This window comes from Allorhizobium sp. DMC15 (assembly GCF_056314065.1).
This window is the reverse complement of record NZ_JBQUZB010000001.1, coordinates 1,399,378-1,415,761: the sequence shown is the minus strand read 5'-3', so window position 1 is coordinate 1,415,761 and position 16,384 is coordinate 1,399,378. Positions and strand designations below refer to the sequence as shown.

14 protein-coding genes and 1 pseudogene are annotated in these 16,384 nt (G+C 62.4%); 6 read left to right on the top strand and 9 right to left on the bottom strand.

Going from position 1 to position 16,384, the window contains the following annotated elements; translation table 11 throughout:
- Positions 1-21: 21 nt before the first annotated feature.
- The 4 genes from ACT53S_RS06970 to nadA form a co-directional block, all read right to left on the bottom strand.
- Positions 22-585: an EF-hand domain-containing protein gene (locus ACT53S_RS06970; protein ID WP_476066411.1), complete on the bottom strand. Its 564-nt coding sequence runs from the start codon at positions 583-585 to the stop codon at positions 22-24.
- 233 nt (positions 586-818) lie between these two features.
- Entirely contained in the window at positions 819-1,730 is a 912-nt protein-coding gene (nadC, locus tag ACT53S_RS06965; RefSeq protein ID WP_476066410.1) for a carboxylating nicotinate-nucleotide diphosphorylase, read from the bottom strand.
- 18 nt (positions 1,731-1,748) lie between these two features.
- Complete coding sequence (locus ACT53S_RS06960) at positions 1,749-3,341, bottom strand: L-aspartate oxidase (RefSeq protein ID WP_476066409.1); 1,593 nt, start codon at positions 3,339-3,341, stop codon at positions 1,749-1,751.
- Positions 3,342-3,369: 28 nt separating this feature from the next.
- On the bottom strand, positions 3,370-4,440 hold the full coding sequence (nadA, locus tag ACT53S_RS06955) for a quinolinate synthase NadA (protein ID WP_476066408.1): 1,071 nt from the start codon (positions 4,438-4,440) through the stop codon (positions 3,370-3,372).
- Between the two features lie 217 nt (positions 4,441-4,657).
- On the opposite strand from nadA, the gene ACT53S_RS06950 reads away from it, so the two are divergent.
- From ACT53S_RS06950 to ACT53S_RS06930, 5 genes and pseudogenes are all read left to right on the top strand, one after another.
- On the top strand, positions 4,658-7,456 hold the full coding sequence (locus ACT53S_RS06950; RefSeq protein WP_476066407.1) for a DUF2339 domain-containing protein: 2,799 nt from the start codon (positions 4,658-4,660) through the stop codon (positions 7,454-7,456).
- 74 nt (positions 7,457-7,530) lie between these two features.
- Entirely contained in the window at positions 7,531-8,184 is a 654-nt protein-coding gene (locus ACT53S_RS06945; RefSeq protein WP_476066406.1) for an HD domain-containing protein, read from the top strand.
- An 8-nt stretch (positions 8,185-8,192) separates the two neighbouring features.
- The gene (locus ACT53S_RS06940) at positions 8,193-9,038 is read left to right on the top strand and encodes an MOSC domain-containing protein (RefSeq protein WP_476066405.1); all 846 of its coding nucleotides are present in this window, start codon (positions 8,193-8,195) and stop codon (positions 9,036-9,038) included.
- 241 nt (positions 9,039-9,279) lie between these two features.
- A complete protein-coding gene (locus tag ACT53S_RS06935; protein ID WP_142069815.1) occupies positions 9,280-10,500 on the top strand; it encodes an MFS transporter in 1,221 nt (406 codons plus the stop codon).
- Positions 10,501-10,902: 402 nt separating this feature from the next.
- Positions 10,903-11,082, top strand: a pseudogene (locus tag ACT53S_RS06930) (hypothetical protein); the annotation flags it as partial.
- 2 nt (positions 11,083-11,084) lie between these two features.
- Here the strand turns inward: ACT53S_RS06930 and recO are convergent.
- Positions 11,085-11,858: a DNA repair protein RecO gene (recO, locus tag ACT53S_RS06925; RefSeq protein WP_476066404.1), complete on the bottom strand. Its 774-nt coding sequence runs from the start codon at positions 11,856-11,858 to the stop codon at positions 11,085-11,087.
- A gap of 53 nt (positions 11,859-11,911) precedes the next feature.
- A complete protein-coding gene (locus tag ACT53S_RS06920; protein ID WP_476066403.1) occupies positions 11,912-12,502 on the bottom strand; it encodes a TetR/AcrR family transcriptional regulator in 591 nt (196 codons plus the stop codon).
- A 205-nt stretch (positions 12,503-12,707) separates the two neighbouring features.
- Here ACT53S_RS06920 and ACT53S_RS06915 point away from each other — a divergent pair, with 205 nt between their 5' ends.
- On the top strand, positions 12,708-13,862 hold the full coding sequence (locus tag ACT53S_RS06915; protein ID WP_476066402.1) for an AbrB family transcriptional regulator: 1,155 nt from the start codon (positions 12,708-12,710) through the stop codon (positions 13,860-13,862).
- Between the two features lie 18 nt (positions 13,863-13,880).
- On the opposite strand, the gene era is transcribed toward ACT53S_RS06915, so the two are convergent.
- The 3 genes from era to lepB are packed head-to-tail and all read right to left on the bottom strand — an operon-like array spanning position 13,881 to position 16,294.
- A complete protein-coding gene (gene era, locus ACT53S_RS06910; RefSeq protein ID WP_476066401.1) occupies positions 13,881-14,822 on the bottom strand; it encodes a GTPase Era in 942 nt (313 codons plus the stop codon).
- Positions 14,823-14,831: 9 nt separating this feature from the next.
- Positions 14,832-15,554, bottom strand: coding sequence for a ribonuclease III (rnc, locus tag ACT53S_RS06905; protein WP_476066400.1), 723 nt, complete (start codon positions 15,552-15,554; stop codon positions 14,832-14,834).
- Complete coding sequence (gene lepB, locus ACT53S_RS06900) at positions 15,551-16,294, bottom strand: signal peptidase I (protein ID WP_113377991.1); 744 nt, start codon at positions 16,292-16,294, stop codon at positions 15,551-15,553. The genes rnc and lepB overlap by 4 nt, the downstream gene beginning before the upstream one ends.
- Positions 16,295-16,384 lie beyond the last annotated feature (90 nt).

The following is a 16,384-nucleotide window of genomic DNA, read 5'->3' as shown; positions in this document are numbered from 1 at the left end:
AGGATCGAACCCTGGAGACGCTTAGGACTGCTGCGTCTCCCCACTGTTCTCGCGGTAAGCGTCGATGACGCGCTCCATTTCCGCGAGAATGTCGAATATGCTGACAGTATCGTCGGTCGACGCACCGGCTTCTGCCGTGTCCAGCGACCGCGGACCGCTGGCGAAACCGGCGGCGAAGGCATCCTCGGTGAGGAAGCCTGACTTCTCGGCGTCGAGTTCCTCAAAGCGGGCGACGGCATCGTCTTCGCTGATTTCTTCCGGCCGCGCGGCGACGAATTCTTCCTGGGTGATGCGCCCGTCTCCGTCGGCATCGATGGCGCTGAACAGGTCACGAGCGTCGCGGGCCCCTTCGTTTTCCGCTTCCACCGATGACAGTTGCAGAAGCATGGAAATCATGCTGCCGCGCAACTGAGACTGGGCGCCGGTCGCGGCATTCTCGCTCGACACGGTCGGATCCTGGGTGCGGCCTGACTTTGCGGCCTGGAGTTCCTCGTTGCTGATGATGCCGTCACCGTTGGTGTCGAGGCTGGACAGTGAGACACGTCCTGCAGATCCGCTTCCGTTCGATGAAATGATGCCCGTCATGAACCCTCCGAGTATCCGCCAAAATACGCGATTTGCCTGGACAACCGTGCCGTGTCCGCGATTCCGGGGTATGGGATTCTCAAAAAGTGGTCAAAACTATTAATCGTGGATGATAACTATCGAAGGATCGGCTTATATAAAATCAAGTCTATGAGATATCTGCACAAGTTCGGAATCGACAGCGGTCCGGCCAGTGTCGCGGAGATGAGAGGCAAGCAGTATATCTTCCCGGCTCAGACCAAACTTGAGTCCAATCCGATATCCATTGTCGGCGCCGCCATCGTAATCTTCGATGTCGAGACATAATCAACACCGGTTTCGGCAATCGCACGGATCGTTTCGAGCGTGACATTGCCCGATGCTTCCAGAATCACCCGTCCGCGTCCGGCGGCATAGACCTCGGGCGTTTGGCCATGGCGGATACGATTGATCTCGACCGCCTCCGCCAGACGGTCCGGGGTCATGTTGTCGAGCAGGATGACGTCGGGACCGGCATCCAGCGCCTGACGCATCTGGTCGAGCCTGTCCACTTCCACCTCGACCTTGACCAGATGCCCGGCATAGGCACGGGCAGCGGCAATGGCTTGGCCAACACCGCCGGCAACCGCAATATGATTGTCCTTGATCAGGATCGCATCGTCGAGGCCGTAACGGTGGCTGGAGCCGCCGCCGAGGCGGACGGCGTATTTCTCCACGGCCCGCAGCCCCGGCAATGTCTTGCGCGTGCAGGTGACCCGGGCCCCCGTATGGGCGATCGCATCGGCGAAGCGAGCGGTGTAACTGGCGACGCCAGAGAGATGCATGAGAAAGTTGAGTGCCACTCGTTCGGCAGAAAGCACGGCGCGCGCGGGGCCTTCGACACGGGCGAGAGCCTGTCCGGCGTGCACGTGGTCGCCGTCACTCACCAGCGCTTCGAAGCGGATGGCGGGGTCGATCAGCCGGAAGGCGGTTTCGGCCAGAATGAGGCCTGCGATCACGCCCGCATCGCGACCGTTGATCGTCATCCGCGCCGTCTTTTCCGGCCCGATGGTCGCATAGGTGGTGATGTCGCCCGCCCGGCCAAGATCCTCGAGCAAGGCGTCGCGCACGAGGTCCTCGATCATCAGGGGCGAAAGTTGCGGACGGAAGCTTTCCGGTGTTGTCATTGTCTCGTCCTTTCACGGTCAACCGGTGATCTCGGCTGCGATCTTCTCTGCTTCACGCAGCGTCAGATAGGTGCGGCGCCGGAATGCCTCGTCGGATGCCGGATAATCGGAGCGCATCTGCGCGCCACGGCTTTCCCGGCGGCGGAGTGCACCGACCGCAATCAGCCTCGCGGTTGCCGTGATGTTGGAAAAGCGGATACGCGGCCGCTCCCGCTCCAGGCGGGCGATTTCGCGGATGAGGGTCTTCAATTCCTCCTCTTCGCGGATCACTCCGGCATGCCTGCTCATCAGGCGGCGGAGTTCCTTCAATTCGGCGCTATCCTCCAGCGTGACGAGATCGTCGTTCTCGCCGGCCGCCTTGGGCCATTCGTAGAGCGAGGCTTCCGGCAGCATGCCCTTGATGCTGTCGGCGATGCGGCTGGCGAAAACGACTGCTTCGAGGAGCGAGTTGGACGCCAGCCGGTTGGCGCCATGGACGCCGCTGGACGTCACTTCGCCTGCGGCCCAGAGGCCATCGAGCGAGGTGCGTCCGTCTGCATCTACGGCAATCCCGCCCATGTGATAATGGACGGCAGGCACGACCGGGATGGGCTGCATCACGGGATTGATACCGGCTGCTATACACGAGGCGTAAACGGTTGGAAAATGTTCGGCGAACTTCGCTCCGATCGCCCTGGTGCAGTCGAGGAAGGCGCCACGACCGGCGGCGACCTCGGCAAAGACACCGCGGGCGACAATGTCGCGGGGCGCAAGTTCAGCGTCGGGATGCAGGTCCGTCATGAAGCGGTGCCCGGCACGGTTGACAAGGACCGCGCCATCGCCGCGCAGGGCTTCGGTCGCAAGCGGCGCCGGATCATGTCCGATGTCGATGGCGGTCGGGTGGAACTGGACGAATTCCGGATCGGCGATCACGGCCCCGGCTCTGGCGGCCATGCCGACACCGGTGCCGCGTGCCTCGGCGGGGTTGGTCGTCACCTCGTAGAGATGGCCGACACCGCCCGAGCACAGCACGACGGCCCGGGCCGGAAAGGCAACACGCGTCTTCGACTGGCCGGCATCGGGCCTTGCAATGACGCCGGAGACGAAGCGGCCTTCGGCGATCAGTTCCTCGACGACATACCCTTCCATCACCCGGATCGATGGCGTGCGGCGCACCGCTGCGATCAAAGCCTCCATGATGGCGCCGCCGGCGCGATCACCCGCGACACGCACGATGCGGCGTTCAGAATGTGCTGCTTCACGAGACAGCAGGAGATGGCCCTCGAGATCGCGGTCGAAGGGCACGCCATAGGCGAGCAGGTCATGGATACGATCCGGCCCTTCCGAAATCATCAGCCGCGCCATCTTCTCTTCGACCAGACCGGCACCGGCCGCGACCGTATCGGCCAGATGCTTGTCGAAGCTGTCGCCAGGGCTCATGGCGGCGGCAATGCCGCCTTGCGCCCAGGCGGAGGACGCGCCCTGCCCGATCGGGGCCGCAGCCAGCACAGTCACGGGGCGCGGTGCCAGCTTCAGCGCACAGAACAGGCCGGCGAGGCCGCCACCGACGATGACGATATCGTCGATGCCCTGCCAGGACTGTGGGCGCATGGATTCGAGATTGGTCGGCATTCAGCCCTCCCCGGCTGGCAGCACTGCCTCAGTTCTTCAGATTGATCATCCGCTCGACCGCCAGCCTTGCGCGGCCGGCAATCGCGGGATCAACCGTTACCTCCTCTGTCATGAAGAGCAGGCTGTCGAGGATCTTCGGCAGCGTGATGCGCTTCATGTGCGGACAGAGATTGCACGGCTTGACGAAATCGACGTCGCGGACTTCGGCCTGGATATTGGAGGCCATCGAGCATTCGGTGACCAGGAGAACACGGGCCGGGCGCTTGTTCTTGACGTAGTCGATCATGCCCTTGGTCGAGCCGGCATAGTCGGACACGGCCAGCACGCTCGGATGGCACTCCGGGTGAGCCACGATCTCGATGCGGGGATCGGCCTTCTTGTATTCCAGGAGCTCGTCGGCCGTGAAGCGCTCGTGAACCTCGCAATGGCCCTTCCAGGTGAGGATCTTCTTGCTCGTCTGGTTGGCAACGTTCATCGCCAAATATTCGTCAGGGATACAAAGGACCGTGTCGCTGTCGAAGCTGTTGACCACGTCGACGGCATTGGCCGAGGTGCAGCAGATGTCGGTCTCGGCCTTCACGTCGGCAGACGTGTTCACATAGGTGACGACGGGCACGCCGGGATAACGTTCACGCAGGAGGTGGACATCGGCACCGGTGATCGATTCCGACAGCGAGCAGCCGGCGCGGCCGTCGGGGATCAGCACCGTCTTCTCCGGATTCAGCAGTTTCGAGGTCTCGGCCATGAAATGTACGCCGCACTGGACGATAATCTCGGCATCGACACTCACGGCGTCGCGGGCGAGCTGAAGCGAATCGCCCTTGATGTCGGCGACGCAGTGAAAGATCTCCGGCGTCTGATAGTTGTGCGCGAGAATGACCGCGCCACGCTCTTTCTTCAGCCGGTTGATCGCATGGATATAAGGCGCGAAGACCGGCCACTCGATTTCAGGGATGAAGTCGCGAACGCGCTCATAGAGATGCGCTGTCTCTCGCGCGACAGCCGGCGTGTAATCAAGATCCGGGCGCTCCCGGGTTCCGAAACGCTCGGCCGCAGTCGGCATTGCGCCGCCTGCCGTTCGCTGAGTCTGGACTTCCATGGCGACCTCCTCCCATAATTATGCTCACATTGAGCATAACAAGAGCCAAAGAAAACCGGCTGCTGCCGGTCATCCGCATTTAGAAAGTTTCGGCTGCGATTGCAAGTGCGGCGTCGTGGATCACCGTCACCACCACCGACGGTGATCCACGACGCTTCCCCTTGCCGACAAATCCATTAGTTTGTCGGAACAAAATCATGGAACCCCGAGAGGTCCGATGTTCGAAATCCTGCCGCTGATCCTGATCGGTGTCCTGTTCATCAGCCTGCGTGGCGCCGGCAAGCGGATCGACCGTCTGGAACGAGACCTGGGCGCCATGCGCGAAGACCTGTTGCGGCTTACAGAAGGCGGAGCCCTCACTCGGCCCGCCGACGCCCTATCCGAGCGGGAGAATGCGACGGTCGAAGGGATTGCAGCGGAAGAAAATTCCGCAGAACCGACGGCGGTCGGCGCAGACCATAGCCTTCGGGAGGAGCTATCTCCGCCTGCAACCGACGAGGCGCTGGATAAGGCTGCGCTTACAGTCTCCGACGAAACACCGACACTTTCGACCGACGAACCAGCAAGAACTGCCACAGCCAAGCCGACGGAGAGCCTGGAGAGCCTCATCGGCGCACGCTGGGCGGTCTGGGCCGGAGGGCTCGCCTTGGCGCTGGGCGGCGTTTTTCTCGTGCGCTACTCAATCGAAAGCGGGCTGCTCGGCCCGGGTGTGCGGCTGTCGCTCGCCGCGCTCTTCGGCCTGCTGTTGATGGCCGCCGGCGAACTGGTCCGGCGCCAGGCGCTGCCGCAAACCACTGCGCTCTATGCCAATGCCATGGTTCCCGGCATCCTGACGGCGGCCGGTGCCGTCGCCCTGTTCGGGGCAATCTATGCTGCCCACGGTATTTATGAATTCATTGGTCCGGCAAGTGCCTTCGTCCTTCTGGCGCTCACCGCCTTCGCCGTGCTGGGGCTGTCGCTCCTGCACGGTCAGGCTTTGGCAGGCCTTGGCCTCGCCGGATCGATGGTGACACCGCTGCTGGTGTCGTCAACAAGCCCCAACCCGTGGACCCTGTTCATTTTTCTAACGGTCGCACAGATCGCGACTGCCATCGCCTCACGGATGCGCGGCTGGCGGATCGTGCCGGCGCTCGCCCAGGTGGGGCTTGGCCTTTGGGCGCTGATCGGTCTCTTCGAACTCGGTGACCTGACGCCGGTAACGCTCTCGCTTATTGCAATGATCGCCGCCTGGGTGATGATCTGGCCTGGCAACACGCGGGCCGAGACTGTTGACCGGGCTCTGTCCTGGGACGCACTCGGACGTCGGATGGCCTCCGGCACGCTCGGGCTCGACGTCACGCTGTCGCTGTCCATTCTGTTCCCAGCTCTTGCCATGCTGGTGCGGACAGGACCGACGGATATCTTCCCGACCTTCTGCTTTGCCGCGCTGATCGCCGTGCTCGCCTCTGCGGGCGCCGCCCATCGTGGCGCTTTCTGGCCGACCATCCTCGCAGCCATCGGCGCCGTGTTCGGTGCCCTTGTCGAGACGAACATGATCACGCAGGTGCAGACGGTACTCAGCGGCGTCGGCGTGGCTGATGAGACGGTGACGGGCCTCGACCGCATGGTCGTTTTGCTGCTCTTCTATCTGGGTGGCATGTTCACCCTGCTGGGGCTCTCCTTCATCCGCCGGCGCGGTCGCGTCGACACCGTCATGTCGACGCTCTGGGCCGGGCTTTCAGCCCTCATGCCGGTTCTGCTCGCCACCATCAGCTTCGTCTTCTACGGCGTTTATGGCGGCGACTGGCATCACGGGCTTTACGCGCTTGCCATGGGCGCCGTGCTGCTGGCGGCCACAGAATGGCTGGAGCGGACAGGAATGTCGGCAGACTTGCGTCGCGCCGGCGACTTGCTGCTGGCGGGCAGCTTCGCCGCCTTTGCGCTGGCGCTGCACACGCTGACGGACGGCCTGGCGACCACCATTCTGCTCGCAGTTCTGGGCTTTGCCTACCTGATGGCGACACGATTGCGCCGCTGGAGCGGGCTACCCTGGCTCATGGTCGCCGCTGTTTGCGGCGTGCTTTTCCGCATCGCCTGGGACCCGACGCTCGTCGGACCGGATGCGCTGAGCCGGACGCCCTTCTTCAACCAGCTGCTTGCTGGGTACGGGATCCCGGCGCTGCTCACCATTGTCTCGGCTTTCGAAATGCGCAACTTTCCGGGCATCAGGGTGAGGAATGCCCTGCAGGGGCTGGCAAGCCTGCTCGGTCTCCTCGCCATCGCCATTCTGATCCGCCACGGGATGAACGGCGGTGTCCTCGATTCATCAACCCCGACACTCGGCGAGCAATCGATCTACACGCTGCTGGTCATTGGGCTCTCCGGCATCCTGATGACGCTCGATCTGAAATCACCGAGCCCCGTGTTCCGATACGGCTCAATGGTCGCCGGCGCCATCTCCATGCTGCAGGTATTGAGCCTTCATCTGGGTGTTCTGAACCCCTATTTCACCGGCGAGAGTACGGGCTCCTGGCCCTTCCTCAACCTGCTTTTGATCGGCTACCTGCTGCCGGGTCTCGGCTATGCGGGGCTTGCCACTTACGCCCGCGACAAGCGGCCCCTGCCGTATGTTATCCTGCTTGCTATCTCCGGGGCGCTGCTTGGTTTCGCCTGGGTCACGCTCAGCGTCCGGCGCTTCTGGCAGGGCGACTATATCGCCAACTGGAAGGGGTTCGCGCAGGCGGAGACCTACAGTTATTCCGTGGCCTGGCTGGCCATCGGTGTTTCGCTGCTCGCGCTCGGCTCGCGTTTTGATGCCCGGAGCCTGCGCATCGCTTCGGCCGTGGTGGTCATCATCACTGTCGCGAAAGTCTTCCTGATCGACATGGCCAATCTCGAAGGCGTGCTGCGGGCACTGTCCTTCATCGGGCTTGGGTTCGTGCTGATCGGCATCGGGCTGTTTTACCAGAAGATTCTCGGTCCCAAGACAAAATCGGAGCATGCGCCCGAACCGGAGGAGGAGCCGACGGGAATCTGAGCCTCAGCGGATTGCGGCGATGCCGGAGCGCGGGCTAGATGGACGCCTGCCGGGAATCAGCGGGATTTTATGACGTGACAGATCTTCTCACTGCCGACGCCTTTGCCCCGCATCAGGCGCTCGCTGCCCGGCTTCTGGCGCATGCGACGGAAGGTGATGACGGCTCGCATGATCTTGCCCATATTCACCGGGTGTTCCGAAATGCCATGCGCATCCATGCCGGAGAAGGTGGGGACGCCGAAGTGCTGGTCGCCTCCGTGCTTCTGCATGACTGCGTTGCTGTGGAGAAGAACTCCCCGCTGCGGTCACAGGCGTCACGGCTGGCGGCCGAGAAGGCTTCCGGTATTCTTGCCGAACTCGGATGGCCGCAGGAAAAGATTGCGGCGGTTGCGCATGCGGTGCTCACCCACAGTTTCTCCGCCAACATCCCGCCGGAAACGCTGGAAGCCAAGATCCTGCAGGATGCCGACCGGCTGGATGCGATCGGGATGGTCGGCGTGGCGCGCTGTTTCTATATTGCCGGGCGCCTGGGCTCGGGTCTCTACCATCCAGGCGATCCGGGTGCCGACCACCGGCCGCTCGACGATCGTCGCTATGCGATCGACCATTTTCCGGCGAAACTGCTCAAACTCTCCGACGGATTCCAGACGGACACCGGCCGCAAGCTGGCCGAGGAGCGACATCAGCGGCTTCAACAGTTCCTCACCCTCTTTCGCGACGAAATCTGAGGCTCACCATGCTGATCACCGGGCTCTTCATCTATCCGCTCAAAAGCGCGCGGGGCATTGCCCTGCCGCAAGCCCAGATCGGGGCGATGGGTCTGGCGGGCGACCGGAGGATGATGCTGGTCGATCCATCGGGCCATTTCATCACCCAGCGCGAACTGCCGGAACTCGCCCGGCTGACCGCCATTCCCGGCGCCGCCTCGCTGACGCTTCGTCTCGATGACGGACGCGAGGCGATGGTCGCGCCGCCGCATCCGGAACAGCGGATGAATGTGGCGATCTGGAAATCAATCGTCAGTGCCGCTGTTGCCGACGAACGCGTCAATGCCAAGCTCTCCGACTGGTTCGGGCGGGAGATGAGGCTGGTCTTCATCGACAGCGAGAGCCGCCGCATGGCGAGCGCGGAATGGGCGGGCGAGAATTCGCCGATGAGCTTCGCTGACGGCTACCAGATTCTCGTGACCACGACGGGATCGCTAAGCGCCCTCAACGAAGACATGGAAAGACACGGCGAAGGCTCGGTCGGCATGGAGCGCTTTCGGCCGAATATCGTGCTCGATTGCGACGAGCCCTGGGCGGAGGATACGTGGACGGGGCTCGAGATCGCCGGCATCCGCTTCGATTTCGTGAAACCCTGCCCGCGCTGCATCATGACCACGCAGGACCAGGAGACAGGATCACGCGACGGTGCCAGCCCGATGCCGGCCATGGGGCGGATCCGCATGTCCGCCGACCGGCGCGTGCCGGGACCGTTGTTCGGCTGGAATGCGGTGCCGCGTGGCGAAGGTCTGGTGCGCGTCGGGGATGCGGTGACAGTACTGGGGACCCGCGAGGGCTGGGCGATAAAGAAGCGCTGATCGCGGAAACACCTGCCCTCGTCCTTCGAGGGTCGCTACGCTCCCAACTCAGGATGAGGCCTGATCGTTTGCGCCCCTCGTCCTGAGGTGCCCGCGCCAAGCGAGGGTCTCGAAGGATCCGGCCTTGCGCACCAAAGCCCAACTGACTTTCATCAAATCCCTTGATGAGCAATTCATCAAAAGGCGTTTCCCGTCATGGTTTCCCTGAATTAGGGTGATCCCTCGACAGAGGAGAATCCCCATGACCGCGACCGCACGCCACCCGATGCCCTGGCTCATCATCCTTGCCGGATCGCTGATTGCAGTGATGACCTTCGGGCCGCGTTCGGCGATGGGCTTCTTCCAGCTGCCGATGCTTGCCGATCGCGGTTGGGATCGCTCGACCTTCGGCCTTGCCATGGCCTTCCAGAACCTGTTCTGGGGTGTGAGCCAGCCGTTCTTCGGGGCTCTGGCCGACAAATACGGCACCGGCCGGGTTCTCGTCATGTCGGGCGTGCTCTACGCCGCCGGCCTGGTAATGATGGCCTATGCGAGCGCGCCCATCTGGCTGCATATCGGCGGAGGCGTTTTGATCGGCACGGCAATCGGCGCCGGCTCGTTCAGCGTTATCCTTTCGGCTTTCGCCCGCAATGTGACCCCGGATCAGCGCTCCATGGCGTTCGGGATCGGCACGGCTGCGGGATCGGCTGGCATGTTCCTGTTTGCGCCGCTGAGCCAAGGCTTCATCTCCGCCTTTGGCTGGTCAGACAGCCTTGTGATCATCGCCGTCATGATGCTGGTCGTGCCGCTCCTTGCCTTTCCGCTGCGAGGCAATGCGCAATCCGGCAGCCAGGCCGGCAACCAGTATCAACAGACGGTGGCGGAAGCGCTCAAGGAGGCGCTGGCGCATAGAAGCTACCTGCTGCTCACGACCGGCTTCTTCGTCTGTGGCTTCCAGGTCGCCTTCATCACCGCGCATTTCCCGGCCTATCTCGGCGACATCGGCATCGAGGCGCGCTACGCCGTCATCGCCATGGCGCTGATCGGCTTCTTCAACATCATCGGCTCACTTGCGGCCGGCTGGATCGGGCAGCGCTATTCGAAGCCCTATTTCCTCGCCTTCATCTATATCGGCCGGTCGATCACGGTCACGCTGTTCCTGCTTCTGCCGCAGACACCGCTGTCTGTCGTGCTGTTTGCCGCTGTCATGGGTCTGCTCTGGCTCTCCACGGTGCCGCCAACCAACGGTCTCGTGGCGATCATGTTCGGGACGCGCCATCTCGGCCTCTTGGGTGGGCTCGTTTTCCTCTCCCATCAGATCGGCTCCTTCCTCGGCGTCTGGATGGGCGGATATCTCTACGACCACTTCGGGACCTATGATCAGGTCTGGTGGCTGGGCGTGGCTCTGGGAATTTTCGCAGCCGTGGTGCATTGGCCAATCCGCGAAAAAGCTGTCGAACGGCCTGCCATCGCCGTGGCGTAATTTTGCCCAAAGTGAGATCATATTTCGGCATTTCGCCTGTGCCGGATCAAAATTCCTGTGTTTTTGCCTAGGGCAGACTGTCACAGAAAATTATTTTATTTTTCTCCGTTCGCCCGTTGACGGATTCCGAGCCAGCACCTACCTTGTGCGTGCTGGTTCGGACACTGACGACGAACCATGAAAGGCCTTCGATGTCGAAGGCCGGAGCCAACGAAGGAGGTCAGCGAAATGCAAGATGTATTTCATGATGCCATCCGATCCTGGCAGACGACCCCGTGCCTCGTGATGGTGAAACGCCATTACGCCTGCTCCTGTCGAATGTGACACAGCTCAAAGACTGAAACCCACAATCGACTATTGAAACAGCGCCGTGCCGCATGTGCACGAGCGGGGACATTCGTTATGAAGAAGCAAGTCATTGAATATGCCGGGATTCCGGTTGGAATCACCATTCCCGACGGCGATCGGGTCAAGTTCATTGCCGTCAAATATCCAGTCATTGATCTGGACGGCGGGAGCTATCGCAACATCGGCGAACTTCAGGCCGCCATTCATCAGCACATGGCAAAATCGGCCCCGGAAGATCAGGCCGAGTTCTTCGGCGCCGCCAATGCACCGGTTGCGTCCAGCGAACGCAAGGTCTTCAACGCCGCCTGACAGAAGCCCTCCCGTGCCGCGCCCGCTTCCAGCCCGCGCGGCACATAGACGTGGCGATCAAGAAAGTAGCCGGTGAGCCGGAAGGCCGTGGCCAAGCTTTCGGGATCAGCGGCTTCCCGGCTTCCGGATGCCAAGAAATCCGGAAGCGCCAGCATTTTGTCGGCCCAGGGGGCGCCTGCCGCGCGGCTGACCGCCCGACCGGATTTCGGTGACACGTAAGCGAGATCCTCACGCAAACCGGTCGCCGCGCATTCGTCCAGATCCAGCCCAAAGCCAAGATCGTTCAGCAAGGCAAGCTCGAAGCGAACGAAGAGTTCGCCCGCCGTTGCCGGATCCTCTAGATGGTCGAGGATGACATCGAGCGCCTGGAAGAGATGCGGATGAGGATCGCGTTCCGGCAGAAGGCGAAGGAGCGAACCGAGCGCCTGAACACCGTAGACGGCGGTCGCGCTCTCCATCAGGCGCCCTGCTCTCAGCGCCAGCGGCTCCACTCTGTACTCCCCGAGATGTTCATCCAGGCGCGCCCGCCAGGTCACTTCCAGCCGGTTTCCGGGCTGCAGGACCGGTTGCATCGCACGGGAACGCCCGGAACGCACCATGCCGAGATGGCGGCCACGCGTACGCGTCATCATCTCGGCGATGACGCTCGATTCGCCATGCCGGCGCACGCCGAGCAGAATTGCCTCATCTGTCCATTGCATGGTCCGGTTTTAGCCGATCGCATCCTGCAGTAACAGAATTTTCGGCACAGACTTCAGATTTCGGCCAGGTAGCGCCGCACCCAGCCGCGCCAATGGGCAATCGCCTCGGCCTTGCCGGGATAACGTTTCTCTTCATGCAGTTGCACAAGAGACTTCATCGCCTGGAATAGCACGACTGACATCGCCTGCGCTTCTTCCTCCAGCAGCTTGCCGTGCCAGAGCCTGAGGATCTCGGCGATCCGCCGGCGCAGGCTCTCGCGCAAAACGCCGGGGCGAACGCCAGGCTGCTCCCAGCGCGCATCGAGAAGGCTCAAGGCGAGGCTGCGTTCAGCCGCATGGGCGATCAGCACATCGAGCAGACGGTCGGCGAGTTGCGACCCATCGAGATCGGCAACCTGTGCCTTGATCCGATCGAGCGCTGCTTCGACATGTTCGGCATACCGGGCAACCAATGCGTCGGCGAGCACATCCTTGTTGGGAAAGAATTGGTAGAGCGACCCGATCGGCGCGCCGGCTCGGGCCGCAATCTCGGTCATGGTGGCGGCCTTGTACCCCTGCTCGGCAAAAACGCTCGCGCCGGCATCGAGCAGTCGGGCGACGCGGGCGATGCCGCGCTGGCGCTTAGGCTCCTTTGCAACCGCCATAGCCGCCACCTTTGAAGGCCCCGAGGTCGAGGCCGCATCACTCACGTTTGTCGCCGGGGTGGCGTCAGATGTCATGGGCAAACTTGACTTTTGCGAGGACATGCTCATAAAACTCATTTGTGAGGTCAACCTCATTTATTTTACGAATTTCTGCTCTCGTCCAGTGCTTTCAGAAAAGAGGGCGCGGCGAAACCGGGAGATGGACATGGGCGATCAGGCAAGCCTGCCGGACCCAAAGGCCGACACGTCAGAAGTCCGGTCGGACGTGAACACACCCGCACCGCCGCCGGGCATCCTCACATCCCTGCCCGTACCGGTGCGGTGGGCCATTCTGCTTGCCGCGTCGCTGGTCCTGTCGACCATCCTGTTTGCCACGCATATTCCCGGCGCTCTGCTGCTCGGGCCGATGGCCGCGGCGATCCTTGTCGCCACCAATGGTGCGCGCCTTTCCGTCCACCGCTATCCCTACATTTTCGCCCACTCCCTGCTGGGCTGTATCATCGCGCGCTCCCTCGACCTTGAGACCTTGAAGGCCGTGGCAATGGACTGGCCGATCTTTCTGGCCATCGTCGTCGCCGTCATCTCCGCAAGCAGTCTGCTCGGCTACCTCATTGCAAAGGCCGACATTCTGCCGGGGACCACGGCTGTCTGGGGCACGTCGGCAGGGGCGGCCTCCGCCATGGTGCTGATGGCGGAAGCACACGGGGCCGATGCGCGCCTCGTCGCCTTCATGCAATATCTGCGGGTGGTCTTCGTTGCGACGGGCGCCTCGATCATGGCCGCCTTCGTTTTCCGCATCAGCGGCGGAACGCCGCCGCAGACGATCTGGTTTCCCGAGACGGACTGGCTCGATCTCGGGCTCACGCTCGTCGCTGCGGTCACCGCCGCATCTGTCGGCGCAAGACTGAAGATACCGGCGGGCACCATGCTTCTGCCGCTGGTGGTGACGACCATTCTGCATGTTGCGGGATTGATCTCGCTGCATCTGCCGCAATGGCTGCTGGCGCTCGCCTACGGCGTGATCGGCTGGCGGATCGGCCTCACCTTCACCCGGCGGATCCTGCGACACGCGGCAAGCGCCCTGCCCCAGGTGGTCGGCTCGATCCTCGCGCTTATGGCATTCTGCGGCGGGCTCGCTTTCCTGCTCTGGTGGCTGATGGGGATCGATCCGCTGACGGCCTATCTCGCGACCAGCCCTGGCGGCCTCGATTCGATTGCCATCATCGCTGCCTCGACACCGGTGGACATGTCTTTCGTCATGGCCCTGCAGACGATGCGGCTGATCCTGATCATCATCGCCGGCCCGAAGATCGCGAGCTTTGTCGCCCGGCGGATCAGGCCCGCCGGAGCGAAAGGATAAAAGCCCGGTCGTTATCCGTCAGTCGCGCGGGAATTCCAAGCCCATTTCGCGGAAGCGCTCGGGATCATTGCCCCAGTTTTCGCGCACCTTGACGAACAGGAAGAGGTGCACCGGCTGCTCGAGGATCTCGGAGAGTTCCTTGCGGGATGCGGTCGAGATCGACTTGATCGCCTCGCCGTTTTTGCCGAGCACGATCTTCTTCTGGCTGTCGCGCTCGACATAGATGACCTGCTCAATGCGAACCGAGCCGTCCTTGCGCTCTTCCCATTTCTCCGTCTCGACATGCGAGGAATAGGGCAGCTCCTGATGCAGGCGCAGGAAGAGCTTCTCGCGGGTGATCTCGGCGGCGAGCTGACGCATCGGCAGATCGGAGATCTGGTCCTCGGGGTAATACCAGGGGCCTTCCGGTAAGGCCGCCGCGAGATAATCCATCACGTCGTCACAGCCTGAGCCGGTGGTGGCGGAGATCATGAAGGTGCGCTCGAACTTTACCGCCTCGTTGGCCGTCTGAGCCAGCTTGAACAGGTCTTCGTGCTTCACCCGGTCGATCTTGTTCAACACTAGGATCTTCGGCTGTAGCACGTCCTTCAGGGCTTCCAGGATGGCTTCGGCATCGCCGCGCAAGCCGCGCTCGCTGTCGATGAGCAGCAGGATCTGGTCCGCATCCTTCGCACCGCCCCAGGCCGACGTCACCATGGCCCGGTCGAGCTTGCGGCGCGGCTTGAAGATGCCGGGCGTGTCCATGAAGACGATCTGGGCATTGTTGTGGATTGCGATGCCGCGCATCACGGCGCGGGTCGTCTGGACCTTGTGGCTGACGATCGACACCTTGGCGCCGACGAAGCGGTTGACCAGCGTCGACTTGCCGGCATTGGTCGGGCCGATCAGGGCGACGAAGCCGGATCGGGTCGGGATGTTGCCGGTGGTTTCGCCACCGTCATGGGGTTCGGTCTCGGTCATATCTTCCAATCAGTTCGCGTCGGAGGCCTTTGCCCAGACGCCTTCTCGTTCGAGTATCTTCGTTGCGGCCACCTGCTCGGCGGCGCGCTTGGAACGTTCGATGCCGACCTCTGACTTCAGGCCCGGGATTTCGACGATCACCGTGAAGCGGGGATCATGATCCGGTCCGGATCGATCGGCAACCTTGTATGTGGGCGGTGCGCCAAACTTGGCGTGCGTCCATTCCTGCAATTCGGTCTTGGCATCGCGGCGCGCACCATCGGCGCGGGCAGCACGCTCTGTCCAGTATTTCAGGATGAAGCCACGGGCGGCCTCCAATCCCGCATCGAGATAAATCGCGGCAATCAGGGCTTCGACCACATCGGCGCGAACATTCAGCATGTTCTTCGCGGTGATCTTCTTCACATCGGCGCCGGTGCGGATGAAGCGGTGAAGCTCCATCTCGTCAGCCACTGCAGCGCAGGTCTCGGCGCTGACGAGCTGGTTGAAGCGAACGGAGAGCTCCCCCTCCGTCGCCTTGCGAAACGTACCGAAGAGCAACTCGGCCACACAGAGGCCGAGCACACGGTCGCCGAGAAATTCGAGGCGCTCGTAGTCGCCTTCTCCTTTCGACGGCTGGGCGCTTGAATGCGTGAGAGCCCGGGACAGGCGATCGCGGTCGGCAAACCGATGCCCGACCACGGATTCGATCTGTGCCCAATGCTCTTCCGGCGCGCCCTTCTTCCGGTTCATTCGACGACCTTGAACAGACGATCCCAACGCATGTTGGACGGCCACTTCCAGACTTCGCGGAACGACGTGTCGTTGCCGAGCGAGAAGAAGATCAGCGAGGCTTTGCCGATCAGGTTCTCTGCCGGCACGAAGCCGACGTCGAAACGGCTGTCGAGCGAGTTGTCACGGTTGTCGCCCATCATGAAATAATGGCCTTCCGGGACGATGAATTCGCGGGTGTTGTCGCCGCGGGTGTCCGGCGCCTGGTCAAGCGTGTCATAGGTCACGCCGTTGTCCATGGTCTCGCGGAAGACCGGGACGTCGGTGCCCGGGTCCATGCGGTAGTCCGAGGTGAAGACGCCGTCTTCCACTTTCGGCACCGGCTGCCCGTTGATGTTCAGCACGCCGTTGATGACCTGGATCCGGTCACCCGGCAGACCGACGAGGCGCTTGATGTAGTCGATGCTCGGATTCGGCGGGAAGCGGAACACGACGATATCGCCGCGCTTCGGTTCGCTTGCGAAGATGCGGCCCTCGAAGAGGTCCGGCGAGAAGGGCAGCGAGTACTTCGAATAGCCGTAGGAGAACTTGTTGACGAAGATGTAATCACCGACCAGCAGGGTCGGCATCATCGAGCCCGACGGAATCGTGAAGGGCTGAAACAGCACGGTGCGGATGACCATGGCCAGCAGGAGGGCCTGGATGATGACCTTGATGTTTTCCCAAAGGGCACTTGGCTTTTTGGCTTCGCTCACGCGCATCGGTTCCTTCTTGCGAAATTCCTGCTCTCTCTAGAGCCATTCAGTGTCAAATGGAAGCTGTTACGGCCGCCGGCAACGGCCAAGTCCGCG